A 26,772-nucleotide genomic window follows, 5' to 3' on the forward strand; every position below is an offset into this window, starting at 1 on the left:
CACTAATAAGCAATATTTTGCCGATGCAATTTTGGATTGAATTGCAACTAATGAGCGTCTTAACAATAAGAAGAAAAAGCGCATCATTCTAAACTGCTCAATTTATCAGCTGAGGTTTATAGCCTAAACGACTACAAATAGCACAAAAATACAGCAAAGAAAGCCATGTTACAAAAATGAAAAGTCATTTATTCTAATTTTTAATTTAAAAAGCAGCTCGATCCACCAGTTAAGAAATAAACATTGACCGTATCAACTTATTTTCTACTTCGGGGTTGTGCCAATGGCCCTATGTTCGTTAGTGTAACAACACGCCAAGGCAAACGTATTCCTTGGTATTTTTTCGTCTTTAAGGATCACCCATGTCAGCAACTGCGCAATTACAATTCGCTTTAAAACGCCCATCTGGCGTTGCTGCTGCGATCCTCCTGCTCTCTCTGGAACTGATTCAGAGCTGACAGGCTATATCTAAACTTTCTGTCAGCTTGAGAAGAAGCTGACGGGAACACCACATACTCCTCCCATTCCTTTCAGTTTCTTCCAAGCGAAACATAAGAGGAATAACAATGTTAAGCGCACGCAATATCGCCGCTTTGGGCTTCATGACTTTCGCCATGTACTTAGGCGCGGGTAACCTGATCTTCCCTCCATTTTTGGGTTACCAAGCAGGTGAAAACTTTCTGAGCGGGATGTCTGGCTTCCTCTTAACGGGCGTAGGCCTGCCTGCAATGGCACTGGTGATGGTGGCTATAGTAAACGGTTCAGACAAACTAACCGCCGCCCTACCTAAACCTTTGGCGACCAGTTTTTGGGTGATGGTATTTATTGTGATTGGTCCTGCGTTCGTGATCCCACGTGCGATTACCGTAGCTTACCAATTTAGCTTTGCACCAATGTTTGGTGATGCCGCTTTGGTGCCTTTCACTATTGCCTTCTGTGCTATCACCATTCTATTTGCCCTATATCCGGGTAAGTTGGTCGACAACCTAGGCAAGATCTTAACGCCTGCATTGATGGCGATCTTAATCATCATGTCTGTGACGGCTTTGGTTTCTCCTGCAGGCGAGCTAACTGCCGCAACGGGACCATACGTATCTGGCGCATTTGCTGAAGGCTTGACCCAAGGCTACATGACCATGGATGCGCTAGGTTCTATCGGTTTTGGTTGGATCATCTTCCGTGCGATTCGCAGCATGGGTGTAGATTGCCCGAAAGCGACCGCAAAATACACGCTAATTGCAGCTTTGATGTACGCGGTTGCCATGGCATTTGTTTACATCTCATTGGCTTACATTGGTTCGACAAGCTCATACTTGGGTTCTGAGTTCAGCAATGGTGGCGACATTTTAACGGCATTCACCTTCAGCCACTTCGGCGCATTTGGCTCACTATTACTAGGTGCCGTGATGGTATTGGCGTGTTTGACTACTGCTATCGGCGTAACCACCGCAGGCAGTGAGTTTTACGACAACACTTTCAGCAAAGTGAACTACAAAGGCTGCGTTATCACGACCATGGTATTGGCTGGTTTGATCGCCAACGTAGGTCTAGAGCAACTATTGGCTATCACATTACCAGCGGTTGTGGCGCTTCACCCAGTAGCGATTGCGTTGATGATCATGGCACCGGTGCGCGACAAGATGTCGCAAATCATGGTCGTCGCAACCGCGTTCACTGCTCTAATGTTTGGTTGTGTTGATGCGCTGCACATCCTAGGTTACATGCCAAGTTCCACTGATGAGTGGATGGGTAATTACATGCCTCTGTACAATGACTTTGCTAGCTGGATTGTGCCTAGCGTATTTATGATGATTGTTGGTCTGCTGTTTACGACGAAAACCAACCAAACCGAACAATTCGAGCTGGTGAATGAATAGCCGTTTAACATAAGACATCGCTCAATAAGTGCGTTACTATGTAGCTCGCTTATTGATATCAGGCAAAGGAGTTGCCTGAATGAAAGATTGATATGGGTCGCCTATGGATAATCAGTATCTAGACATCAGAACACTGAACTTTATCGTTATTCTGTTCTCTTGCATTTACTCTATTAGTCTGCTTTGTTATCAATACACTCAGGGTAGAGTCAAAGGCCTAAAAACCTTCTCGATATCACTACTGTTTATTGGTTTAGGCCCTTTTTTACTTGGCTTTAGAGGCTCTGCGCCAGACTGGCTGACCATCGTCATAGCCAACACTCTCATATTAGTCGGCTTCTTGCTTACGCTATATAGCGTAAGCATTTTTCGTCAATACCCTTTAAAATTGGCTCACTGTCTCACCTTGTTAACACCTGTTTTCAGTGGTTCATTTTACTATTTCACCTTCCATGATCCTTCTATCAAAAGCCGTATTATTTATCTGAGCATGTATATTTGTATCGTCACCTTCTTTAGTGGTGTCGCTATGCTTAAAGGTACCCAAAAGGACTTAAAGCTCCCTGTTAAAGCAATGGCTTACTCTTTCTTTGGATTTAGTTTTTTTATGGGATTTAGGGCGCTTTGGAGTACTTTTTCAGGTGAGTTACCAAGCTTTATGGTCGCAGGCCTTATCCATCAGCTGACTTTCTTATTTAGCATCTGCCTGATCGTTGCTTTGAGCTTTAGTATGCTGTGGTTAATTAACGGACGCTTGGTGCAATCCATTAATGATCTCTCTCATTTAGATGCACTCACAGGGCTATATAATCGTCGAGCCATGGAAGAAATCGTTCCAAACTTGGTTAGTAAAGCACATAAAAAAAGCCAAGCAATCAGCATTATTATGACTGATGTCGACAAGTTCAAAGCGATTAATGATCACTATGGTCACACGGTTGGCGACTCCGTCATGGCAACGATCTCCACTATTTTTAAAAAGCATCTTCCTGAGTCCGCCTGCATTGTGCGATTTGGTGGTGACGAGTTCATGATTGTTTTGCTCGAAAAAGCACAGCAAGCCAAAATTGTCGCAGAGCAAATTCGCCTTGCGGTCGAAACTGAAACCGCTTTGCAATCATTTAAAACTGAAGTGACCATGAGCTTTGGTATCAGTCAGTTATCTGAGGGGCAATCACTTCAAGAGGCGCTTGCTGAAGCAGACGAAGCGTTATATAGCTCTAAACATACTGGAAGGAACCTCGTTACCTTGTTTGGAGAAGGTAAAGACCTAAATTATAAGTTTGTCCCAGCTCCAGCCAAAAGCGCATAACGTGTTTGTTATGCCAGTAATTTCGAATTAGCTAGAAATCGCACTAAGTATAGTCGGAGCGATTCAAACCAAACTTCTGCATCTTTTGGTTAAGGGTTCGACGTGGTAAATCCAACTCCTGCATCACCTCATTGATGCGTCCATGATGCCTGACTAAAGAATCATGTAGCACCTTACGTTCAAAGTTATGTAGCTGAATCGCCAACGGCACGCCCGCATGCGTCTCTTCGGTTGTTGAGGATGGTCGACTGGAGAGAATTTCCATCACGGAGACGGTTTCATCCAATGCAAAACGCATCGCTACATTCCTAAGCTCACGTACGTTACCGGGCCAAGAGTAAGCAAGAATGGCCTTTCTATCGGCTTCACTCAGCAGACGACTCTCAGGATTACTTTTCAGAGCAAAGTGTTCGAACAAGATCAACGCATCTTCTTCTCGCTCACGTAGCGGTGGCAAATAGATCTGCGCCACATTAAGACGATAGTACAAATCCTGACGAAACTCGTCATGATCATTGAGATCTTCTTTCGCGGCGGCGATCACTCTCAAATCAACTGAGATCTGTTGGTTGCCCCCAACGCGCTCTACCGTATGTTCCTGTAATGAACGCAACACTTTCACCTGCATGGACAGCGGCATACTCTCGATTTCATCAAAGAATAAAGTGCCTTTATCCGCGTATTCCAACTTACCAATGCGCTTTTTACCCGCTCCGGTAAATGCCCCTGCTTCATGCCCAAACAGCTCACTTTCAAACAGGTTCTCAGGAATAGCGCCACAGTTGATTGGCACAAAATGATAGGATCTGCGTTGGCTTTCATTATGCAAACTGGTCGCCACCAGCTCTTTACCACAACCTGTTTCGCCGTAAATGATCACGTTAGTATCAATGCGTGCTAACTTGGCTACTTGTTCTCTAAGCTGTTGCATCACTCGGCTTCGCCCAATCAACACCTCTTCTAAGCCGCTAACGCTAGATAGGTACTCTTGGCGATCTTGAGTAGACGTTTGTGCACGATAGCTCTCGACCGCTTCGGTTACTCGTTGGGATAAACGCTCAGGTTGGAAAGGTTTCTCAATAAAATCGAACGCACCGTTTTGTAACGCCCCTACTGCCATATCGACGTCACCATGTCCGGTGATCAAGATAACTGGCGTTGGGATGTGATTAGCAATCAGGCTTTCTAGTATCGACAAGCCGTCGGTGTCCGGCAGGCGAACATCACTGACAATCGCATCAAATTCTTGGCTAAGAATGGCCGCTTTGCCCTCTTCGCCTAAACTGAATGCGGTCACATCGAACCCCGCCAGTTGCAGCCATTGGCTGGTAGCCTGACGAACAATGTCATCGTCTTCGATAAGTGCAATTTTAGGGGTGTCGTCAAAAGCCATGAGTTACTGCCTGCTTTATGGGGTGGGAAAGAAATCGCTCTTTATTAACGGTAGCAAAAACCACTGAGGAGAAAAGGAGCTAGATCTCACTTCTTGCTTACAAGTCTTTAACATCCAACCAGTTAGGCGCACTCTTTAATGACTGTTGGTGAGAACGCACTAGCTGAATGGAGTCAGTATGCAGCGCAAAAGGAATGGCAAAACGTGGCTTGTGGTCGTAATTGCAGCAGTGCTGATGTTGTCTTGTTATAGCGCCAGCAGAGAGGTTGCTCGTCAATGGTTGAGCGTACAAACTCAAACCGAAGCTCAACAAAAACTGCTCGACTATATTGGTGAAGTTCGCCGTGCACTCAAACGCTTCTATCACTTGCCTTACCTTGTCACCAATAACCCGGAAACCATCGCGTTTGTGAAAGGAAACCGGACTTATTACGAACCGTTGCAAACCCAACTGACTCAACTCGACAAAGCCGCCAATACGGAAGGTTGGCTAATCCTGTCTAACTCTGGCGAAGTATTGGTCTCGAGTTTAATCGAAGAGCGCTTTAGCCTGTCTGACCGAAAAGCCATTGTGGAACAAATTCACAATCAAGGCGGTGGGGTTTCCTTGGTGAACAAAACCAAAGGTTCGAGCCCGTTGTATTACCTTGCAGCTCCTATCTACGACGGTCTGGATATCGCAGGCATTGTGGTGGTGCAAATCAACCTCAGTCTGTTGACCGAACAGACTATCACTAGCCAAGACATCATTACGTTGCAAAATCGCCAGCAACGCTTTTTCCTATCAAGCAGCTCGCTCTATAACGCTGACTGGTTTAACGAACCGAGCAACACCGTTCAGTTAGAAACGCAGCGCTTATACGACAACACCAATATCAGTGTGTGGACGCTCAATCAGCAACGCTATTTTGCGCACACCGTAAAATTGGATGATTTGAATTGGTACGTCAGCTACCTCACCCCTTCTAAGCCGATTCAACAAACCATCAACGTGATTGGTTGGAGCGTAGCGGCGCTGCTCTTGTTAGTTGTATTACTCGTCATCATTGGTCTACAACGTCGCCAAAAGCACATCAATCAACAGCGAATTCAAGCCCTGTTGGAAGAGTCCCAACGCCGCTTGAAACAGATGATCAATAAAACTCACGTTGGTTTGCTATTGATTGATGAACAAGGACAACTGTTCGATCTCAACCCAATGGCAAAGCGCTTGTTCTGTTTACCAGAAAGCGTCAATCGACACGCTTTTGCTTGGGAGTTATTCGATGCAGGCAATCCTAATTCCACCACACTTAAGTTGCTCAAGGACTTACCTAAACATAAAGAGCTCGCAGAGATCAGTACGGTCGAAACCATTGCCAGACGCAGTGACGGTAGCGTCTTCCCTGTCTTGTTCTCACTGACCAGTTTCCCTTGGCATGGCGAGCAGTATTTCCTTGCGACGATCATCGACATCAGCAAGCGGAAAAAAGCCGAGCAATCACTGCAACAGGTCAACCAAGAACTGGCGCAGCGAGTAGAAGAGCGAACTCAAGCACTAAAAGAGGCGCAAAGCCAGTTGATTGAATCGAGCAAAATGGCCGCCTTAGGTCGCATGTCGAGCGCGATTACTCATGAGCTCAATCAGCCACTGACAGGCTTGCGTACCCTGCTCACAACAAATGAACTGTTAGCAGAACGTGGCGAAACCGAGATGATGAAAGCCAACAACGTATTGGTGCAGAAGCTGATTGATCGCATGGCAAGCATGACCAGCCAGTTAAAGACGTTCGCCTATAACAAACCAGAAAGCCTACAAGCAATTTCTCTTACCTCCGCACTCGAAGAAACCCTACGCGTTTATCAAACCCAATTAGACAAAGTGGATGTGCGTGTTCGTGTTCCTCATGACTTACCTAATATCATGGGTGAAGAACAACGACTGCTTCAGGTGCTCGGCAATCTTGTCTCGAATGCGCTAGACGCAATGAACCATACCACCAACCCGCAGCTCAGCTTGATCGTCAACCCAACCGACAATCAGGTCGAACTGATCGTCAGTGATAATGGCTGCGGCGTGTCGAATGAGATGCTTGAATCCATGTTCGAACCCTTCCAAACCTCAAAGAAAATTGGTGAAGGATTGGGGCTGGGTTTAGCGATTACGGCCAACAATATGCGTGATATGCAAGGGAAAGTCAGCGCACAGCTCAACACTACTGAAGGAATGTCCTTCATCTTAGTATTTAAACTCGCTCCTCACCGAAGCTGACCCAACTTCTCCCATATCTCAATCCTTTTCTCTCAATAAGAGAGCAATATAAACCCTGTTCAACTTTATAAAGCGAGTTGCCTAACCTACGCTTAACTTGATGAATCGCCACATACCATTCATCAGAACAATTTTTGGTGGTTGACACCAGTTTTAGCTCCCACCGTCTAATTTAATGATAAGTGATTATTTAAAATAAGAATGGATGCGTTATGATAAAAATAACTTTAGCTGCAGCAGGAGCGCTTTTTGTATTATCACCTCACGCTTTTTCTGCACCTTACGCTGCCGACGCTCGAAGTCATGGTATGGGAAATACAGGCGTCGTTTCTGCTGACTATTTGACCGCGCCCCTACATAACCCAGCCTTGGGGGCCCTCTATCGAGAAAATGATGATATCGGTCTGCTCATTCCGGCTGTCGGGGTCAATATCCACGACGAGGATGAAGCGTTGTCAGCCGTAGATGACGCCCAAGACCTTTATGATAGTATTCAGGGCATTCCTACTCCAGCGAACGAGGCCGAGCTTAATCGCCTCCTCGATCAGTTGGATAAGAGCGTCCCAGTTGTCATTAACGGAGGGCTAAGCCTCGCAATTGCTATTCCGACGCGCTACATGTCTGTAAACCTGTTTAGCACTGGTTATGTGGAGATACTTGCTGCACCCGATATCTCAGATTCAACAAACACCGCAGATCGATACCTCAATTCTGCCGTTAACCTAGCTGCTTTCGGTAATGTGGAATATGGTATTGCTCTATCTCGTGCTTACACTATAGGCGAACAACAATTCGCATTTGGTATTACACCAAAATACCAACAACTTAAAACCTACACACAACGTACAACACTAGACGACTTTGATATCGAGGATTACGACAAAAGTGAAGTATCAAAGAATACTTTCAATATGGATCTTGGGGTCGCTTGGTATCACAACGCATTTAGAGCAGGCCTTTCATTAAAAGACGTCTTCGAGCAAGATATTGAAACAAAACTGGGCAACTATACCTACGAACTCACACCACAAGCGACAGTTGGCATCGGTTATGTCGGGAACTATGTAGCTCTGAGCTTAGACGCCGATCTCACCACACAAAAGCGCTTTAAAGAGCTCGACGATGACACTCAGTTTATTCGTGTCGGTATCGAGGGGAATGCTTGGGGGTGGGCACAACTTCGCGCTGGTTATGAAATTGACCTAGAAAATAATCTCGATAACTCAGTGACAGGTGGCATTGGCATCAGTCCTTTTGATGTGATCAGTTTAGACCTCGCAGGCTCTTACGCTGGCGATAACCAGTTTGGCGCGGCGGCGAATTTAGCATTTACGTTTTGAATATGAATGCCAATCTAAATTCACTTAGGTTGGCATTGTTAACAACCATCCTATATATCAATGTTTATCATTACTGACGTTTGGTGATGAACTGATAAAAATACGATCTCGATACAAGTATCGAGGTGTCTCCTACACTATTCTCAAGCAATAAATCCACAAATATTTCCTAAATATAAAGAGTGAGAAGCATGATTAAGTTTCCTGAACATTTTCTTTGGGGTGGTGCCATTGCTGCAAACCAAGTAGAAGGGGCGTACAACCTTGGGGGTAAAGGGTTATCGACATCAGACATGCTGCCAAACGGTATTTTGAGTCCGCATCAAACCCGTGAAGAGCGTACACCGGGTATCAAAGACGTGGCGATCGACTTCTACAATCGCTACCCAGAAGACATCGCGCTGTTCAAAGAGATGGGCTTTAACTGTCTGCGTCTCTCTTTGGCATGGAGCCGCATCTTCCCGAACGGGGACGAACTAGAACCTAACGAAGAAGGTTTGGCGTTCTACGATAAAATTTTTGACGAACTTGCCGAGCACAACATCCAACCTTTCGTGACCTTATCTCACTACGAAATGCCTTACGCACTGGTTGAAAACTATGGCGGTTGGGGCGATCGTCGCGTCATCGAATTCTTCGAACGTTATGCTCGCACCGTGCTGGAACGCTACAAAGACAAAGTGAAGCTGTGGTTAACCTTCAACGAAATCAACATGTCTCTACACGCACCATTTACTGGTGTTGGTTTGCAAGAAGACGCCAATGAACAAGAGATTTACCAAGCGATTCACCACCAGCTAGTCGCAAACGCAAAAGCGGTAAAACTGTGTCAGAAAATCGTACCAAACGGCAAGATTGGTAACATGCTGCTTGGCGCAATCAACTACCCATACACCTGTAATCCTGATGACGTGCTGGCAGCAATGCATGAAAACAACAAGTGGTTGTTCTTCGGTGATGTGCAAACACGTGGTCAGTACCCTGGCTACATGAAGCGTTACTTCCGTGAAAACGGCATCGAAATTCAGATGGAAGCAGGCGACTTAGAAGAAATTGCATCGGCAAGTGTCGATTTCATCTCATTCAGCTACTACGCAAGTGGCTGTGCAAGTGCAGACCCGAAACAGAAGGAAGTGGGTAACATTGTCGATAGCGTACCAAACCCATATCTTGAGAAGAGCCAATGGGGCTGGTTGATCGATCCAAAAGGCCTGCGCATTCTGCTGAACTTCCTTCACGATCGCTACCAAAAACCACTGTTTGTCGTAGAAAACGGCTTAGGTGCACGTGATGAAATCGATGAAAACGGTGAGATTCAAGATGATTACCGCATCGCTTACTTGAACGACCACCTTGTGCAAGCACACGAAGCGATTCTGGATGGCGTTGAGTTGATGGGCTTTACCAGCTGGGGGCCAATCGATTTGGTCGCGAACTCAACCGCTGAGATGAGCAAACGTTACGGCTTTATCTATGTCGATCGTCATGATGATGGGCAAGGAACGCTAGAACGTAAACGTAAGAAAAGCTTTTTCTGGTATCAAGACGTGATTCGTACTTCAGGCGGTTCATTGAAAAGCTAAGCCTGTTGTCTAGGTATAAAGTGCAACTAGGCATTCGCCTAAACCATCAAGCCCTGCAATTGCAGGGCTTGAATTTTAAGGTGTTTATTCATTTAGAGATTAAACTGCAATCTCTCCACCGTCTTCACGGCGAATAACCACTGTCGCCGCTCGTGGGCGCACAGAAACACCAGCAGGCGTTTCTTCGGCTGCATCTTCACTGTATGGCCAGTTACCTGGGTGCTGAATATTCACAAACAATGATTTGTAATCAGGGCTGATGGTAAAGCCTGTTACTTCACAACCATTTGGTCCGACAAAGAAGCGTTTCAATTCAGCTTGATTATCCGCACCAATCACAGCTTGATCACCATTCTCATCTGTTAGCTTAGATGGCACAACAGCCAACATTTGATCATTGGTGTAAGACGTAACTTCATCTGCGCCGTTATCAGTCTGAATCCACAAAATACCACGGCCATCAAACGCTAATCCGTCTGGGCTCGCGAACTGGTTAAGCTCGGTCAAGCTCGAACGGTTAGTGTCCGCATCACCGTTTGCCGGAGAGCCAAACACGAAGATATCCCAAGTAAAGTCAGTTGCTGAAGCACCTTCATCCCAACGAATAACATGACCAAACTTATTATTCAAACGTGGATTCGCAGGATTGGTTTCATCTGTACGGCGCGTATTGTTCGTCAATGTTAAATATACTGAACCCGTGAATGGATCAACCGTACACCACTCTGGTCGATCCATTGGTGTTGCCCCAACTAAATCCGCCGCGCCAGCAGTATTGATGATAATTTCAGCCAGTGAGTTAAAGTGATCCGCTAACGTACCACCAGCGGTTGTTACGCTATCAAGCGTTAATGGTAACCAAGTACCTGTGCTGTCTTCATTGAAGCGCGCCACATACAGTGTGCCTTCGTCCATGTACTTGTCACCCATCGCCAAGCGATTATCAGGGTTAGCATCTGCTGGATCCCACGCTGCCGCAGATTCAAATTTGTATAGGTATTCAAAGCGAGAATCGTGGCCAGAATAAAATACCACTGGTTTGCCTTCTTCAAGCTTACCGAAAGTACAGCCCTCGTGACGGAAACGACCTAGCGCAGTACGTTTCTTCGCACGTGAGTTTTGCGTGTAAGGGTCAATCTCGACAATGTAACCGTGACCATTGGCTTCATTACGGTAATCATCCATCGCACTTGCTCCTGTTGGAGCCACATTAAAGCGAGAGAACTCATCAAGACGCTCTTCTGCATTTCCTGCTAATGTCTCCCACAAGTAGCGTGTACTTTGATCATCGACACCAATGCGATCTTGCTCTTCTGTACGAGTCCCGGCATTAACAAAGTAACCTGGCCAGTTCTCTTCACACGTTAAGTACGTGCCCCACGGCGTGTAGCCGTTGCCACAGTTGTTTAACGTACCACGCGCTTGGCTGCCATCTGGCGAGAAACGAGTGACAGTTAAAGATGTGTGGGCTACCGGGCCAGACAAATCCATGACTGTCGCACCAGTATAACGACGGTTTAGTGGGTCGGTATCAACCAACTTCCACATGTTATCTTCCAGTTGAATGCGAACCACTGATACACCGTGCGCGTTAATCTCTTTGCGCACTTCATCTACAATGGTACGTACGCCATTTTCAACCGTCGGACCGTTTGGATGCAGTGCTGCTGTGTCGATGTACTCGTGGTTAATGCATAGCAAGCCATCTGTAGTGCTATCGTTCAATGGGAAAAAATGCATGCCGTCATGGTGCATGCCTAGCGCATTTAACTGATCGGTACTGGTGTTGGTACCATCATTTTGCCATGCGCTGCCTTGTGCATTAAGTGGTGTTCCCCAAGGTACTAGTACTTGTGCGGTGTAACCTTGTGGAATTGAAACTGCGTCAGTGAGTGAGCCAGGGATAGATTCAAAGTTAAGAACGGCTTTAGATGCGCCCGAACCACTGCTTACTGTACTCCCTGAGTCAGACGAGTTACAACCAGCCAATCCGAAAGCACCAAACGCTGTCATCGCACTGATACCTAAACCACCTTTCAGAATGCTGCGTCGAGATAGGCTCGCTTCTAATACTTCTTCAAATGGTTTGTTTTCACTTTGGTTATAACGCGTCGCGTCAAAGGTTTCCTTGCTCATTTTTACTTTCCCGATCTTATAGTTTAATTAATAAATAAGTGATTAGTTGAACGGCAAGAAGTTTGGATAAGAAAAATGACAAAAGTGCTTAAAACATATGAAACTTGTGTTTCAACAATACTGCAAACCAACCAACACAGCTAACGAAGCAATTAAATTCTGGTCACATAATCACCAACTGTATCGCTTCATTCTGATTTTACTTGGGCTAAAGTGTGATAGAAGGTATAAGGTGTACGAAATCAAATCATCTACGAGAGATAATCATGAAATTAGACAAGATCGATAACAAGAGCCGTCGTATCCGTAAAAAGCTGTTCTTAGGTGAGTTCGCAATCCTAGGTTTCGAGATCAGCTGTGAAACAGACATTAACGACTTCGACCGTTACGATGCATTCGTTGATGACTTTATCGACTACATTGACGAGCTTGGCCTTTGCTTCGGTGGCGGTGGTCTAGAACTGTTTGAAGGCTTCCTATGTTCTACTGACCGTTACGGCAGTGCGACTGAAGAACAGAAAGCGCAAGTTATCAAATGGTTAGAAGCACGCCCAGAAGTGAAAAGCGCGCAAGCGGGCGAACTAGTTGACGCCAACTACCTGTAACTAAAGGGCAACCTGTAATACGCAGAGCTCAGTAAATGGTAGAGAAAGCTGGTCTTAAGACTGGCTTTTTTATTTTTTGAAGAATGCGATAGTAAAAATAGGGTGCTTGGGAAGTTGCGCGGAGTGATTGTGGCGTTTTTGAGCTGGCAATCAACGGGAAACTGCGTTCCACAGCCAGCTCGTGCCTTTAGGTATAATTAACTATGATTTTTTAGCTGGTGCGTCTTTCGTGTCTTTCCAGTATTGAATACGCACACGATGTAGCTGAGCTCTTCTAGTCTTTTTCATAGTAAAGTCCCTCATCTTATATAAGTAACGCTCCTCATGGAGCTTATTGTCTAAGGTCGTATCCCCTTCAATCTATAAGGGAATCAATCATTTAACCGTGACCAATTTCACAACATAATGATAATTACCGATATCTTGCAGCCTATTTTTACTGGCAAACGGCATATTATCTATCTGACACGGTTAACTTACTCACCAGATATGACAGAAAAATGGCAATCAAGTTCCCTACTTATACTGTCATTGAATCTTAATAAGGATTAACAAGGTGGGCATTTCAGATTTACCATACTGTTTATAAAAACCGCAAGATTTTTTATTTCTTTTCAAACAAATCTCTACTCAAGATCAATTCACTTTCATCTTTATCGCCTCCCTTTTAACGCATTGTGATCCAGTTCAATCCACAGAACTCGGAACAAAAAGCGCACATTAATACATTCACCACCAAACTTGTGCGAGATCTCTTACAAGAGTTGTAAGCAAACAGATTAATCACCTCTAAGAGCAATGCCAGAAAAAACATTAAACATATGATTTAAAAGTAATATTTAAATTCACTTAAAATAATAAGTAAAAATAATTTAGAAAAGTTAATTGAGTCAAATCAGCAAAACATCAATACTCAATTTGTCGACAGGATGTTGGCGGGAACAGGAAAAAAGCCTAAAGGATTGGGTATCTTCAGGATGAAGATTTGATAGCTTAGGATGAGTTGTCAGCAAGGATGTAATTAAGCTCTAGGATAGAGTTCGCCCGTCAGGATGATAGGCAAGAATGGACACCGCTAGGAAGGCGATGAACAAGGAACTCGGTTAAAGGACTTAGCCACAATCAAGGATAGATGCAGGGAGCACCTATTAGTAGCTGGATTGCTGCGAAAAAGAATAAGCCCCGTCTGGGAAACCAGGCGGGGTTTTATTTTGTCTGTAATGTATTGATAACGATTCATCTTTATCGTTTAAGTCTTCTCTGTTTTCATAAAACACCGTGCTATCATTTTCTTTACGTCTCCCAACAAAGCTCTCAGAAAATCACACACTATGCTTAATCCTGTTTGGTTACATACATTTAAGACATTGATTGAAGTCGGTCATTTTACGCAAACGGCAGAAAAACTTTTTATGACTCAGCCTGGCGTCAGCCAACACATCAAAAAATTAGAGCAAAGTTGTCAGCATGCCTTGATCAAGCGCGAAAACAAAAGCTTCGAATTAACCGAGCAAGGCAGGATTGTCTACGCATATGCGCTCGAGTTAGAAGATAGAGAGAAGAAGTTGCTCGAAGAGCTCAGTTTTGATGATGCGTTTTCAGGCCATTGTAAACTGGCTTGTTCTGGTGCAATGGCGTTAATGTTGTATGGGCCCATTTTGGAGAAGCAAAAACAGCACCCGAGCTTATCGTTACATTTAGAAGCCGCGCCAAATCAATCTATTCTCAACGCCATAACGCAAGGGCACATCGATATTGGTATCGTGACTGATGTTCCCAACAAAGGTCTGTTTCACAGTGAGCGAATTGGTAAAGAGAGGTTGTGCTTGGTTCTGCCAAAGCATTATCAAAATAAGCAGATAACGCCACAACTCTTGCATGACTGTGGTGTCATTAGCCACCCTGATGCTGAGCATTACATGACGCTGTTTTTTGACCAGTGTGAAGAACCACAGCTCCAAGAAATTAAGATGAGCGATTTACCATTATCCGGCTACGTAAATCAATTGAGCCAAATTTTGCTACCTGTCAGCAAAGGACTTGGCTTCACCGTGCTGCCTCAAAGTGCGGTCGACAATTTTCCGCTAAAAGACACGTTACACATTGCTCAATTGAAAAACACTGTATGTGAAGAGCTATTTCTAGTTCGTAAGCGCAGTCGTGCTCTACCTCTGCGCTATCAGACCATCAAAGAAGTGTTATTGGATGTGATCGGTGGTGCGCATCAATGATGTTAGCCACTCTTCGCTGGTAATGCGTTTGTCTTGGCAATCCACCCAATATGGTTTGCCAGATAACCAGCTCTTTGACGCGACCTCTTTTATAAACACATCCACGGAATCAACGTCATCTTTGGCGTAATCCCATTTATTGCGCATGTGTTCTGCCGCTTCTTGATTAGTGTACGCCTTGCCGTTGCGGATAAAGGTGCAAGAGGATTGCTCAACTCGTTTTATCAACGTCGAAATATCTTGCTCTACCCCTGCTAGTGCAAAGGTAGGCAGAATGCTTAATGTAAGTAACAACGTCCACTTTGCTTTCATCGCACCTTTATCCTTATCCCTGACCACATAACTACTAATAGTAACTACTGATAAGTGACTTAACTATTCTGGTGTTTGACTGTTTAGCTCAGCAATTATTGCCACCATGCCTGAGCAGGCTGAGGCTCCGCAATCGCCAAGCGTTGACCAATCTCAGGGCTCACTAACGTTACACCGCGCTCTTCACTAATATCTAACGCGCGTTGCATTGGCTCATTCCAATCGTGCATTGATAAATCAAACGTGCTGTTATGGATCGGCATCATCACTTTGCCCTGCACATCGATGTGTGCTTGAACGCTTTGCTCTGGGAACATGTGAATGTCTGACCAGAGTTCATTGTACGCACCTGTTTCAATCATGGTGAAGTCAAACGGACCGTACTTTTCGCCAATCTCTTTAAAGCCATTGAAGTAACCAGAGTCACCACTGAAGAACACTTTGTGTTGTTGTGCATTGATAACCCAACTGCCCCACAGAGTCGTATCGCGGTCTGTCAAACCTCGACCAGAGAAATGCTGAGTCGGAGTTAGTGTATATTCAATGCCGTCAACAGAGTGTGACTCCCACCAGTCTAGTTCGATCACTTTCTCTTTGGGTACACCCCAATTCACCAGTAATTGGCCAACTTTTAACGGCACCAAGAAAGTGCCCACCTTGTCGCCTAGCACTTTAATAGAAGCTTTATCTAGGTGATCGTAATGGTCATGACTGATCACCACCACATCGATAGTTGGCAAATCTTCTATCGTGATGGGAGTTTTGTGAAAACGTTTTGGCCCAGCCCATTTCACAGGAGACGCGCGATCACTGAATACAGGGTCGGTCATCACCAGTTTTCCATCGAGCTTCATTAATACGCTTGAGTGACCCAGACGATAGATGACGTCATCTTGCTCTTCTAACAGTTGCCGCGCTGTGATCGCATGCACTGGAATTTCAATCGTTGGTGTTGGGTTAAGGCGCCCAGTCGTAAAATACGCTTTCATGATTTCGAACATGTCGCCCAAACCGCTTTTGTATTCCAACTCTGTATTTGCAAATTTGTCCGGGTATGTTGGCGCTTTTTCAGTATCAACATTAGAACAAGAAATCATGGATGTACCCATCGCGAACGCTCCTACTGTGGCTAGCAAAGTTTTTTTCATAAAAAGTTAACCCGAACAAAAGTAAACTACACAGTGCAGTTTACATTCTAATTATCAAAAGTAAACTACTTAGTGTAAAATAGATCAAGAAATGATCTTCTTAAATTAGCAAGCTTATGAATGTAAAAAGAAAAAGTCGTAGCGAAACCAAAAGAGAAGCCATCTTATGCGCGGCAAGGCAAGCGTTCCAAGAGTTTGGGGTGCAAAACACCAGCATGGATAAGCTCTCTGCAATCGCACAAGTCTCTAAGCGCACGGTCTATAATCACTTCCCTTCTAAGGAAGCGATCGTGACGGAGTTGCTGACTGAGCTTTGGCGTTCGTCAATGATGGAAAGCGATATTAAACGCTTGGCCACTCTGCCACTCAAAGATCAATTGATTGAATTACTCTACAGCGAGATCATTGTGGTAACGGAACCAAACTATATTGAGCTGGCAAAAGTGGCATTTGGGCACTTCTTATTTAAGCCGGAAGATCTCAAAGAACAAGCAGAACAAATGTCGAAACAGGAAACCGCCCTATACCGCTGGCTTACTGAGAAATCGAACAGTGGCGCTTTGCAAATTGATGATGTACATATAGCAAGCACTCAATTGCACAACTTACTTAAAGGCAGTGCATTCTGGCCGCAGTTAATGGGAATTCGCCCCTCTTTGTCGAATGAAGAATCTAGGCTGTTAGCTACCCAAACGGCGGAACTTTTTTTAAGTCACTATCAAAACAGCTAAAAACAGCGGTCAAATTGGCCGCTTTTTTAAGCGATAATTCGTGACAAAGCGATGAAATTTTTGCTCAATTTTATTTATCTCACCCTTGACAGTCTCATACCGCAAGGCGTGAGCGTTCGATAAAATATTTTTGTCGTGTCGACGATGCTTTTTCGTTTTCATCTCACAAAAAAACGCCCTAAGGTGCGCACCTCTGACGACGTGGTTGTTCAACCACAATTCTAAATCGTTGAAGTAAGTAGGTTATGTCATAACATGATCACCTGCCTACTGCATTCTATGCTCTATACTTATATTTTAATTTGGTACTGACTTACTAAGGAATTGCCATGCGTATTGCTATTCTCTCTCGTAATGAGAATTTATATTCAACCATGCGCCTAAAACAGGCGGGTGAAGAACGTGGGCATCAAATCGATGTGATCGACACGCTTCACTGTTATATGGACATTACGAGCAACAACCCTAAGATCCGCTACAAGGGTGAAGAATTACCGCAATACGATGCTGTTATTCCACGTATTGGGGCATCTATTACGTTTTACGGCACTGCTGTTGTACGTCAGTTTGAAATGATGGGTACATTTTGTGTCAACGAATCTGTCGCGATCAGCCGCTCTCGTGACAAGTTGCGCTCATTACAACTGCTATCACGTAAAGGCATCGGTTTGCCACGCACTGGCTTTGCTCACCATCCTGACAACATTCAGGACGTGATCAAAAACGTTGGTGGCGCACCTCTAGTGATTAAATTGCTAGAAGGCACTCAAGGCATTGGTGTTGTACTTGCTGAAACAAATAAAGCGGCAGAAAGCGTGATTGAAGCTTTCATGGGTTTGAAAGCTAACATCATGGTGCAAGAATTTATCGAAGAAGCAAAAGGCGCGGACATCCGTTGTTTTGTTGTCGGTAATAAGGTGATTGCCGCAATGAAGCGCCAAGCAAAAGAAGGCGAGTTCCGTTCTAACCTTCACCGTGGTGGCTCTGCACAACTCGTGCGTTTGAGCAAAGAAGAGCGTGCGACCGCTGTAAATGCAGCGAAAGTGATGGGCTTGAACCTTTGTGGTGTGGATATCCTTCAATCTAAAAATGGCCCAGTGGTAATGGAAGTGAACTCTTCCCCTGGTCTAGAAGGCATCGAACTAGCAACTGGTAAAAACATTGCAGGTATGATCTTCGATTTTATCGAGAAAAACGCTAAGCCAAATTCAAACCGTACTCGCGGTAAAGGTTGATTTTTGTTTAACGCACAAGAGAGCCAAAAACCGGCTCTCTTGTTACTCGTCGCTAGGATGACACTATGAATCAGAAAATGATCATTGGGAATGCCGAAGCTATTTGCTTGCCAGAGTTAGGGATTACTCACCTTGAAGCGCGTATTGATACAGGCGCTCAAACCTCTTCATTACATGTAGACAATATTGATTGCTTTGAAAAAGATGGTCAGTCTTATGTTGCATTCGATCTGCACCCAGATGTATACCATTTAGAACAAGTGGTTCGCTGCACAGCGAAACTAAAAGCAAACCGTAAGGTTAAATCTTCTAACGGTACTTTTGAGCACCGCTGCGTGATCACAACGATGCTGCGTATGGGCGACCAACAATGGCCAATCGACATTACGTTGACTAACCGTGAAAAAATGACTTACATGATGTTGTTAGGTCGTCAGGGTATGGCAGACAAAGTGCTCGTTGATCCTAGCCAATCTCACTTATTGGCATCTTAACCCCGTAGCTTCAGATGAGTGATCGAACGTTTTTGTTGAGCATCACTCGTCTGGCTTTATCTTAGCCTACTTCCTACGAAATAACGCAAACAACAATCCCTTCGCTTTAACTTTTGTCACTCGCCAGTGCGTCATTGGCTTAGTCGGCGCTGTATTCAAAATGTGCTGATACGCTTTTTCATCCAAAGTCACCTCTCCCCCATGTGCCAAAAGCAAACATTGCGGATTCATCTCAAACACACGCTTTAATGATTGCCGATATTGATTCGGATGAAATATGGGAAACGGCGCAATCAGATGCTGTTTCACCTGCACCATTAAATCCGCCACATACAGTACATCTTGTTCAGAATGATAAACCGACAGATCTCGGTCGGTATGCCCTAGTGTTTCTAGCACCTGCCAATCATCAAATCCAGGAATAAACTCTCCATCAATAAGTTCAATATCTGGCTTTAGCTTGCGGGAATACCACAGGTTTTGCTTTGGTTTACGCATCCGATTCGCCATCCAGCGTGCTAACATCAAATCGGTCAAATGCATTAGCCAACCGTCTACACCGCTATACCACTGGTTCTCTCGCTTTGCGGCCAATAGCTTGCATCCTGTTAAGTCACGTAGTTTGTGCGCACCACCAGCATGGTCTGGATGCATGTGGGTCACAACAACCAACTTTAGATCAGAAAAAGGACGATGGAGTTGATGTTCAATAAAGTCTTTAAGATGAGGAACGTCTGCTCGACTGGCACCATCAAGCAACAATAATCTATCGGGATATTCGGCGAGATACATGGTCTGAATGTACCCCTGAATTCTGTGCAGCTGCAAAATATGTCCTTATTTTAGTGAGATGCTTCATGACCGAATCCTTACTGGTCAGACCAACTATAACAGCAGAATGGACGCTTCGGTAAACAAATATTCACACGTAGCGACGACAACAAATCATAATCGAGATGATAGATTTTAATCATTAGACTCAAGGGCCCTTTTATCCGTTAATGCGCGCACACGGAGTTCGTGTCAGGGTATGAGGTAAATGCCTCATGATTTGCTTTTTTGTACTTTTCCTTCTAATTAATTAAGGAGTTAAGTACATTTTTGTGAGAATCGAGTTGGAAAAAGCAACTAAATTAGACCGCATCCGCGCGGACTACAACGTTCACTACTGGAGCCAAGGTTTCTACGGCATTGATGACCAAGGCGAAGTATATGTATCACCACGTAGTGATCGTGCACATCAAATCCCTTTCAGCGCTATTGTAAATGAGCTAGAAGCGAAGCAGTTAAATCTGCCTGTATTAGTACGCTTCCCGCAAATCGTGCACCAACGTGTGCATGGTATTTGCCACGCATTCAACCAAGCAATTGAAGAATACCAATATCCAAACAAATACTTGTTGGTGTACCCAATTAAAGTAAACCAACAACGTGAAGTGGTGGATGAAATTCTAGCGAGCCAAGCTCAACTAGAAACCAAGCAGCTTGGTCTTGAAGCGGGTAGCAAGCCAGAATTGTTGGCGGTACTTGCATTGGCTCAACAAGGTAGCTCCGTAATCGTGTGTAATGGCTACAAAGACCGTGAGTATGTGCGTCTTGCACTGATCGGTGAAAAGCTGGGTCACAAGGTATTCATCGTACTAGAGAAGCTTTCTGAGCTGGATCTGGTACTAGAAGAAGCGAAAAGTTTGGGCGTAAAACCGCGCCTTGGTTTACGCATTCGCCTCGCCTCTCAAGGCGCAGGGAAATGGCAAGCAAGTGGCGGTGAAAAATCGAAGTTTGGTTTATCAGCATCGCAAGTGCTTAGCGTTATTGAACGTCTTAAACGCGAAGGCAACCTAGACGCGATGCAACTGGTTCACTTCCACCTTGGTTCACAGATGGCAAACATCCGTGATGTACGCAATGGTGTGAACGAGTCTGCACGTTTCTACTGCGAACTACGCGCACTCGGTGCAAACATCGAGTACTTCGATGTGGGCGGCGGCTTGGCAGTGGATTATGACGGCACACGCAGCCAATCATCGAATTCGATGAACTACGGCCTTGCAGAATACGCACGTAATATCGTGAACACAGTGGGCGATGTGTGTCTGCAATACGAACAACCAATGCCAGTGATCATTTCGGAATCGGGTCGCTCGCTAACAGCGCACCACGCTGTATTGATTTCTAACGTAATTGGTACCGAGTCGTACCTACCGGAAGAAGTACATGAGCTTGATGATGACGCTCCGCTTTTGCTACAAAACATGTGGCGAAACTGGGAAAACTTACAAGATGGTACAGACGCTCGTGCGTTAATTGAGATTTACAATGATACCCAAAGTGATTTGGCAGAAGTGCACTCTCAATTTGCTACAGGCGTGCTTAACTTGGAACAACGTGCGTGGGCAGAACAATTGTCACTACGCATTTACTTCGAATTAAGCCGAAAGATGAGCACTAAGAATCGCTTCCACCGTCCGATTCTGGACGAGTTGAGCGAACGTCTTGCAGATAAGTTCTTCGTGAACTTCTCTCTCTTCCAATCTCTACCAGATGCTTGGGGTATTGATCAGGTGTTCCCTGTTCTGCCACTTTCTGGTCTTGGCGAGGCGGAAGAACGTCGTGCAGTGATGTTGGACATCACATGTGACTCTGATGGCGCGATCGATCACTACGTTGATGGTCAAGGCATCGAGAGCACGCTACCTGTACCAGCTTGGAGCAAAGACAAACCGTACCTAATGGGCTTTTTCCTAGTAGGCGCATACCAAGAAATCCTTGGTGACATGCACAACCTATTTGGTGATACCCACAGTGCTGTAGTCAATGTTGATGAACATGGTCAATTTGAGATCAGTTACATCAACGAAGGTGATAGTGTAGAAGACATGATGCGCTACGTTCATATCGACGTGGATGCGATTCGTGACAATTATAAACAATTGGTTTCACAGCGAGTTGAAGCCAATGAACAAGCACAAATCCTAGCAGAACTAGAACAAGGTCTAGCAGGATATACCTATTTAGAGGACTTCTGATATGAATGATTTGTTTACTAAAACTGATTATTCGCTTTACTCCAACTCTATGTCGTTTTTACGTCTGCCGTACATTCGTAACCCGGTATCGGCAGACGCAGACGTTGTGGTGTTGGGAGTCCCTCTGGACATGGCAACATCTGGTCGTCCAGGTGCGCGTATGGGTCCAGATGCAATTCGCCGTGCCTCAGTCAACTTGGCATGGGAAGGTAAGAAGTTCCCGTGGAGCTTCAACGTATTGGATAAACTGAAAGTGATCGACGCAGGTGATCTCGTGTTCGATTGCGGTGATGCGGAAGATTTTACTTACCGCCTTGAAGCGGCAACCAGTGAAATTCTAAAAAGTGGTAAAACCATGTTGGGATTGGGCGGTGACCACTTCATCACGCTACCTATCCTACGTGCCTATGCGAAGCATCATGGCCAAATGGCTTTGATTCACTTTGATGCTCATACGGACACCTATGCAAATGGCAGTTCATACGACCACGGTACGATGTTCTACCATGCGCCGAAAGAAGGTTTGATCTCAGCGAAGAACTCAATACAAATCGGCATTCGTACGGAGTACAAACAGCAAGATCACGGCTTCAATGTGATTAATGCGATGCAAGCGAATGACATGCCGGTGAACGAGATCCTAGAAGAAATTCGTCGCACCGTCGCAGACAAGCCAATATATGTCACTTTTGACATCGACTGCTTAGACCCGGCCTTCGCACCGGGAACTGGTACACCAGTTTGTGGTGGCTTGAACTCAGACAAAGCGCTGAAAATTATTCGTGGTTTAGCCGGCATGAATATCGTGGGTATGGATGTTGTCGAAGTATCGCCTCCATACGACCACAGTGATGTTACCGCACTAGCGGGAGCAACCATCGCACTAGAAATGCTTTACGCATACGCATCTGAGCGCGAATAGACATAATCATTTCTAAGGGAGCTTCGGCTCCCTTTTCTTTCTGATGCTTTCCTCTACCTTTTATTCACTCGTTTCATCGTGAACTCAGCTCAACCGAGCAGACGCTTTATTTTTGCACTTTAACCATTAAAACCAGTTACCTATAAGGCTCATTCTATTCACGAAAAGTAAAAAATTTAACGTAATTAGACAAAGAAATGCACCGCTTTTTGAAAACAAAATCGGATTAGTTTTTCTAATTGAAATCATAGATTTTTATCTTGCTCAACTTCACACTTTTCGATTGCTAATTATACAAGCAAGCACTATTATCTCGCGCAAATACCCCCGCAACACAAGAATTCAGTTGGCACTCTGTAAAAGAGCGCTAAGGGTTTTTACGTCTTAAATTTTTTGGAGAGATACGCAAATGTCTGCTTCGTTTCCATTAGCGAAACTTACCTTTTTAATCGCTATATTGACTGCCGTGGGTCAAATGACCCAGACAATGTACGTGCCTTCAATCGGTCATATGGCGGGCGAGTTTTTGGTATCTGCGTCATCACTTCAAGCTGTGATGGCTTGTTACCTAATCCCATATGGCTTGTCGCAATTTGCGTATGGCACACTATCGGACCGCTTGGGACGCAAACCGATCATCATCGTCGGGCTGCTTATCTACATCGCGGGTACACTGGTAGCATTATTTGCACATCAATTTGAATGGTTCTTGATTGGTAGCTTTATCCAAGGCTTAGGTATTGGCTGCGGCGGTGCGATGTCACGCACTCTGACTCGCGATTGCTTTGAAGGCTCTGATCTACACAGAGCAAACAGCTTAATTAGCATGTGTGTGATTTTCTCACCATTAATGGCACCAGTATTAGGCGGTTACCTAACAGAAGCTTTCGGATGGCGGTCGAGCTACTTGTTCTTAGCGCTATTTGCTATCGCGGTTGTGATCACCATGATGACAAGCATGATGGAGACGCTACCAAAAGAGAAACGCAAATTCGAACCAGTAGCCAAAAGCTACAAACACGTTTTGTCTGACCGTCGCTTTCAAGGCTTTTTGATTTGCCTGGTTGCAACATTCGCTGGTGTGGGTGTATTCGAAGCGGCGGCTGGGGTGTTGTTAGGTGGGGTATTAGAATTACCAGCAACAACGGTAAGTTTGCTGTTTATATTGCCGATCCCAGGTTACTTGGTGGGTGCAGGCTTATCTAGCTACATCGCAAGACATCGCTCTGAGCGTCGTGCTCTAAATGTAGGCTTGGTCTCTATTTTTGTAGGCTCTGCTATTGTGCTCATCCCAGGCTTGTTTGGTTTAACCACGGCATTAACGCTGGTTGGAGGCGCAACCGTGTATTTTTTGGGTGCGGGTATTCTCTTCCCAGCAGCAACAACTGGAGCGATTGCGCCATTCCCATACCATGCAGGAACAGCAGGCGCGACATTGGGTGGCATGCAAAACTTGGGGGCAGGTGTCGCAACTTTGCTCGCGTCACTATTTCCAGCGCATAACCAGATGCCTTTGGGCATTTTGATGATGGCAATGTCGGTAATTGCAATGCTTGGGTTAATGTGGGTGAATCGAGCACACAATCACTCAAACGAAGTACCGCAAGTTATCTGATCATTATCAGCTTACTTTCAAAATCCAAAAGGGACACTCTCAACAAGTGTGTCCCTTTTTTCATATCACACTATATCGATTTCCCGATGAGAATGATTTAACTTTCGAATTGATATTTGTTAAAAATAACAGCTGCTTACACAATGTGTTTTCAGCTTCCTTCAAATTGAGTAGCCAACTCGAAAATATTGAGGATTCTCACTTTTTCGGCATACCCCATAACAAAGAATGGACAACTGAAAAACACTAACAAAATGAAAGCCCAGCCCTCAGGATGAGGCCACTTGGGTGTACAATAAGGATAAAATCAGATGCGTTTCACTTTAACTACGTTGGCCGTCTCGGTCGCGCTTGTCGCCGGATGCAGCAATCAAGGAACCCCCAGCATGACTCAATACTCCCAAACACAGATCGTTGCTCAACAAACTCAAGCTCCGGTTGCGAAAAAAGTCCCTCACGCGATGACTATTCATGGCGATACCCGCGTTGATAACTACTACTGGATGCGTGACGACGAACGTAAAGACCCTGAAATTTTGCAGCACCTAGAGAAAGAAAATCAGTACGCAGAAACCGTTCTAAAGCACACTGAAACACTTCAAGATACGCTATTTGAAGAAATTAAAGGGCGCATCGCAAAAGACGACAACTCAGTACCGGTTCGTAAAGGCAACTACTTCTACTCCAGTGAAGTGACCGGAGATAACGAGTACGAAGTCCATTTGCGAGCTAAAGACTTTGCAGGCAAAGACAAACAAATCATTTTAGATGTCAATGAACTAGCAAAAGAACATGAATTTTTCAGTATCGGCGGCCTATACGTTAGTCCGAATGAAAACTTATTGGCGTATGGCGAAGATACATTAAGCCGCCGCGTGTACACCCTTAAGATCAAAGACCTGACAACAGGCAATTACCTACAAGATGAAATCGAAGGGGCCTCAAGCGCTGTCGCATGGCAGAACGATAACAACGCCTTTTACTACATCAAAAAAGATCCACAGACCTTATTGGGCTACCAAGTTTATCGTCATGTATTGGGCACACCACAAAGCAGCGATGAGCTGATTTTTGAGGAAACCGACAGCGCCTATTACACCTCACTAAGCAAAAGCAAAGATGGCGAAGATATTTATATCTGGCATTCGAGTACAGAAACCAGTGGGGTCTCTATTATTGATGCGAACAACCCTAAAGCAAAGGCGAAACCGTTCTATCCTCGTGAAGATGGCATTGAATACAGTATTTCTAAGCTAGGCGATTGGTACTACATTTATACTAACTATCAAGCCGTCAACTTCCGTTTGATGAAAGTTCATCAAAATGACATGCATGACCGCTCTAAATGGCAAGATGTGATTGCGGCAGACAACAACACTCAACTTGTCGACTTCGAGTTATTCGATGATCACATCGTCTATGAGCAGCGCTCTAACGGCCTAGCAAGCGTCACTGTACGTCAGCTTTCAACAGGAAAAGAATTCCCCCTCACATTTAATGACGATGCGTTTGCTGCCTATTTGACAGGTAACCTAGAGCTGGATAACGAGAAAGTTCGTATTTATTACAGCAGTTTAACCACTCCAGGAACCTACTACGATTTCGAACTAAAAACGGGCGGGTCAGAAGTCATGAAGCAAACACCTGTACTTGGTGATTTTAATCCTAACAATTACCAATCAGAACGCATCATGGTCACAGCCCGTGACGGTAAAGAAGTACCCGTTTCTTTGGTGTATCGTAAAGACTTATTTAAGAAAGATGGTACAAATCCACTCTACCAATATGGTTATGGATCTTATGGCGCAACCATTGAGCCAACTTTCCGCTCGACACGTTTGAGTCTATTGGATCGCGGCTTTGTTTACGCCATTGCTCATATTCGTGGATCTGAAATGCTTGGCCGCCCTTGGTATGAAGACGGTAAAAAACTAACCAAGCAAAATACATTCAACGACTTTATTGATGTGACTAAAGGTTTGGTTGAACAAGGCTATGGCGCGAAAGATAAAGTCTTCGCTGTTGGTGGCTCTGCAGGAGGTCTCTTAATGGGGGCTATCATCAACCAAGCACCAGAACTGTATCGCGGTATCGGCGCTCATGTTCCGTTTGTGGACGTGGTAACCACTATGCTAGATGAATCAATTCCATTGACCACCAATGAGTATGATGAATGGGGTAACCCAAATAACAAAACATACTATGACTATATGTTGAGTTACTCGCCTTACGACAACATCAAGGCGCAAAACTACCCGAACATGTTGGTAACGACTGGCTTGCACGACTCTCAAGTACAGTACTTTGAACCAATGAAGTGGGTCGCCAAACTTCGTGAAATGAAGACAGACGATAACGTCTTGTTGTTCAAAACCGATATGGAAGCCGGACACGGCGGCGCATCTGGTCGATTTAAGCGCTTAAAAGAAGATGCGCTAGAGTATGCCTTCTTCCTCGATTTACTCGATAAAAAATAAGCGTATTAATAGAACTGCATCTCTTCTAACAACAAAAATGCCCGCAAGTTGCGGGCATTTTTTATAGACGCACTCTCTAAACAA

General features: G+C 44.8%; 19 protein-coding genes. 14 read left to right on the forward strand and 5 right to left on the reverse strand.

Going from position 1 to position 26,772, the window contains the following annotated elements; genetic code table 11:
- Positions 1–566: 566 nt before the first annotated feature.
- Both brnQ and R7O03_RS01820 read left to right on the forward strand, forming a co-directional pair.
- The gene (gene brnQ / locus R7O03_RS01815; protein ID WP_104980348.1) at positions 567–1,877 is read left to right on the forward strand and encodes a branched-chain amino acid transport system II carrier protein; all 1,311 of its coding nucleotides are present in this window, start codon (positions 567–569) and stop codon (positions 1,875–1,877) included.
- A gap of 103 nt (positions 1,878–1,980) precedes the next feature.
- A complete protein-coding gene (locus R7O03_RS01820) occupies positions 1,981–3,189 on the forward strand; it encodes a GGDEF domain-containing protein (protein ID WP_005374203.1) in 1,209 nt (402 codons plus the stop codon).
- Between the two features lie 43 nt (positions 3,190–3,232).
- Here the strand turns inward: R7O03_RS01820 and R7O03_RS01825 are convergent, their stop codons facing one another.
- Positions 3,233–4,582 (reverse strand): sigma-54-dependent transcriptional regulator, encoded by a 1,350-nt coding sequence (locus R7O03_RS01825; protein ID WP_213872760.1) that lies wholly within the window; start codon positions 4,580–4,582, stop codon positions 3,233–3,235.
- A 178-nt stretch (positions 4,583–4,760) separates the two neighbouring features.
- On the opposite strand from R7O03_RS01825, the gene R7O03_RS01830 reads away from it, so the two are divergent.
- The 3 genes from R7O03_RS01830 to R7O03_RS01840 all read left to right on the forward strand — a co-directional run bounded on the left by R7O03_RS01830 (position 4,761) and on the right by R7O03_RS01840 (position 9,756).
- Entirely contained in the window at positions 4,761–6,833 is a 2,073-nt protein-coding gene (locus tag R7O03_RS01830; protein WP_253657308.1) for a sensor histidine kinase, read from the forward strand.
- Between the two features lie 212 nt (positions 6,834–7,045).
- Positions 7,046–8,173: a conjugal transfer protein TraF gene (locus R7O03_RS01835; RefSeq protein ID WP_256896001.1), complete on the forward strand. Its 1,128-nt coding sequence runs from the start codon at positions 7,046–7,048 to the stop codon at positions 8,171–8,173.
- 191 nt (positions 8,174–8,364) lie between these two features.
- Positions 8,365–9,756, forward strand: coding sequence for a glycoside hydrolase family 1 protein (locus tag R7O03_RS01840; protein ID WP_225496538.1), 1,392 nt, complete (start codon positions 8,365–8,367; stop codon positions 9,754–9,756).
- A 99-nt stretch (positions 9,757–9,855) separates the two neighbouring features.
- On the opposite strand, the gene R7O03_RS01845 is transcribed toward R7O03_RS01840, so the two are convergent.
- A complete protein-coding gene (locus R7O03_RS01845; RefSeq protein WP_256896000.1) occupies positions 9,856–11,892 on the reverse strand; it encodes a PhoX family protein in 2,037 nt (678 codons plus the stop codon).
- A 266-nt stretch (positions 11,893–12,158) separates the two neighbouring features.
- Between R7O03_RS01845 and R7O03_RS01850 the strand changes: the two genes are divergently transcribed.
- Both R7O03_RS01850 and R7O03_RS01855 read left to right on the forward strand, forming a co-directional pair.
- On the forward strand, positions 12,159–12,497 hold the full coding sequence (locus R7O03_RS01850) for a YggL family protein (RefSeq protein WP_005374208.1): 339 nt from the start codon (positions 12,159–12,161) through the stop codon (positions 12,495–12,497).
- Between the two features lie 1,331 nt (positions 12,498–13,828).
- Positions 13,829–14,728 (forward strand): LysR family transcriptional regulator, encoded by a 900-nt coding sequence (locus R7O03_RS01855; RefSeq protein WP_005384184.1) that lies wholly within the window; start codon positions 13,829–13,831, stop codon positions 14,726–14,728.
- Here the strand turns inward: R7O03_RS01855 and R7O03_RS01860 are convergent.
- Together R7O03_RS01860 and R7O03_RS01865 are read right to left on the reverse strand one after the other, a co-directional pair.
- On the reverse strand, positions 14,696–15,040 hold the full coding sequence (locus R7O03_RS01860; RefSeq protein ID WP_025768060.1) for a DUF5329 family protein: 345 nt from the start codon (positions 15,038–15,040) through the stop codon (positions 14,696–14,698). The two genes, R7O03_RS01855 and R7O03_RS01860, sit on opposite strands and share 33 nt — an antisense overlap.
- Positions 15,041–15,135: 95 nt before the next feature.
- Positions 15,136–16,149, reverse strand: a complete 1,014-nt coding sequence (locus R7O03_RS01865; RefSeq protein ID WP_186585616.1) for an MBL fold metallo-hydrolase — start codon at positions 16,147–16,149, stop codon at positions 15,136–15,138.
- A gap of 155 nt (positions 16,150–16,304) precedes the next feature.
- Between R7O03_RS01865 and R7O03_RS01870 the strand changes: the two genes are divergently transcribed.
- From R7O03_RS01870 to R7O03_RS01880, 3 genes are all read left to right on the forward strand, one after another.
- The gene (locus R7O03_RS01870; RefSeq protein ID WP_025768062.1) at positions 16,305–16,919 is read left to right on the forward strand and encodes a TetR/AcrR family transcriptional regulator; all 615 of its coding nucleotides are present in this window, start codon (positions 16,305–16,307) and stop codon (positions 16,917–16,919) included.
- A gap of 329 nt (positions 16,920–17,248) precedes the next feature.
- Positions 17,249–18,154 (forward strand): 30S ribosomal protein S6--L-glutamate ligase, encoded by a 906-nt coding sequence (rimK, locus tag R7O03_RS01875; protein WP_005374224.1) that lies wholly within the window; start codon positions 17,249–17,251, stop codon positions 18,152–18,154.
- Positions 18,155–18,219: 65 nt separating this feature from the next.
- Positions 18,220–18,648 (forward strand): ATP-dependent zinc protease, encoded by a 429-nt coding sequence (locus R7O03_RS01880; protein WP_005384193.1) that lies wholly within the window; start codon positions 18,220–18,222, stop codon positions 18,646–18,648.
- A gap of 66 nt (positions 18,649–18,714) precedes the next feature.
- Here the strand turns inward: R7O03_RS01880 and R7O03_RS01885 are convergent, their stop codons facing one another.
- Entirely contained in the window at positions 18,715–19,440 is a 726-nt protein-coding gene (locus R7O03_RS01885; protein WP_213972892.1) for an MBL fold metallo-hydrolase, read from the reverse strand.
- A gap of 323 nt (positions 19,441–19,763) precedes the next feature.
- Between R7O03_RS01885 and speA the strand changes: the two genes are divergently transcribed.
- The 4 genes from speA (at position 19,764) to R7O03_RS01905 (ending at position 26,688) form a co-directional block, all read left to right on the forward strand.
- A complete protein-coding gene (gene speA, locus R7O03_RS01890) occupies positions 19,764–21,674 on the forward strand; it encodes an arginine decarboxylase (RefSeq protein WP_033906546.1) in 1,911 nt (636 codons plus the stop codon).
- Between the two features lies 1 nt (position 21,675).
- Positions 21,676–22,596, forward strand: coding sequence for an agmatinase (speB, locus tag R7O03_RS01895; RefSeq protein ID WP_237305788.1), 921 nt, complete (start codon positions 21,676–21,678; stop codon positions 22,594–22,596).
- A 409-nt stretch (positions 22,597–23,005) separates the two neighbouring features.
- A complete protein-coding gene (emrD, locus tag R7O03_RS01900; RefSeq protein WP_205391280.1) occupies positions 23,006–24,211 on the forward strand; it encodes a multidrug efflux MFS transporter EmrD in 1,206 nt (401 codons plus the stop codon).
- Between the two features lie 311 nt (positions 24,212–24,522).
- Positions 24,523–26,688: a S9 family peptidase gene (locus R7O03_RS01905; RefSeq protein ID WP_318070552.1), complete on the forward strand. Its 2,166-nt coding sequence runs from the start codon at positions 24,523–24,525 to the stop codon at positions 26,686–26,688.
- Positions 26,689–26,772: the final 84 nt, after the last annotated feature.

The organism is Vibrio sp. Vb2960, assembly GCF_033337665.1.
Lineage (GTDB): Bacteria > Pseudomonadota > Gammaproteobacteria > Enterobacterales > Vibrionaceae > Vibrio > Vibrio alginolyticus.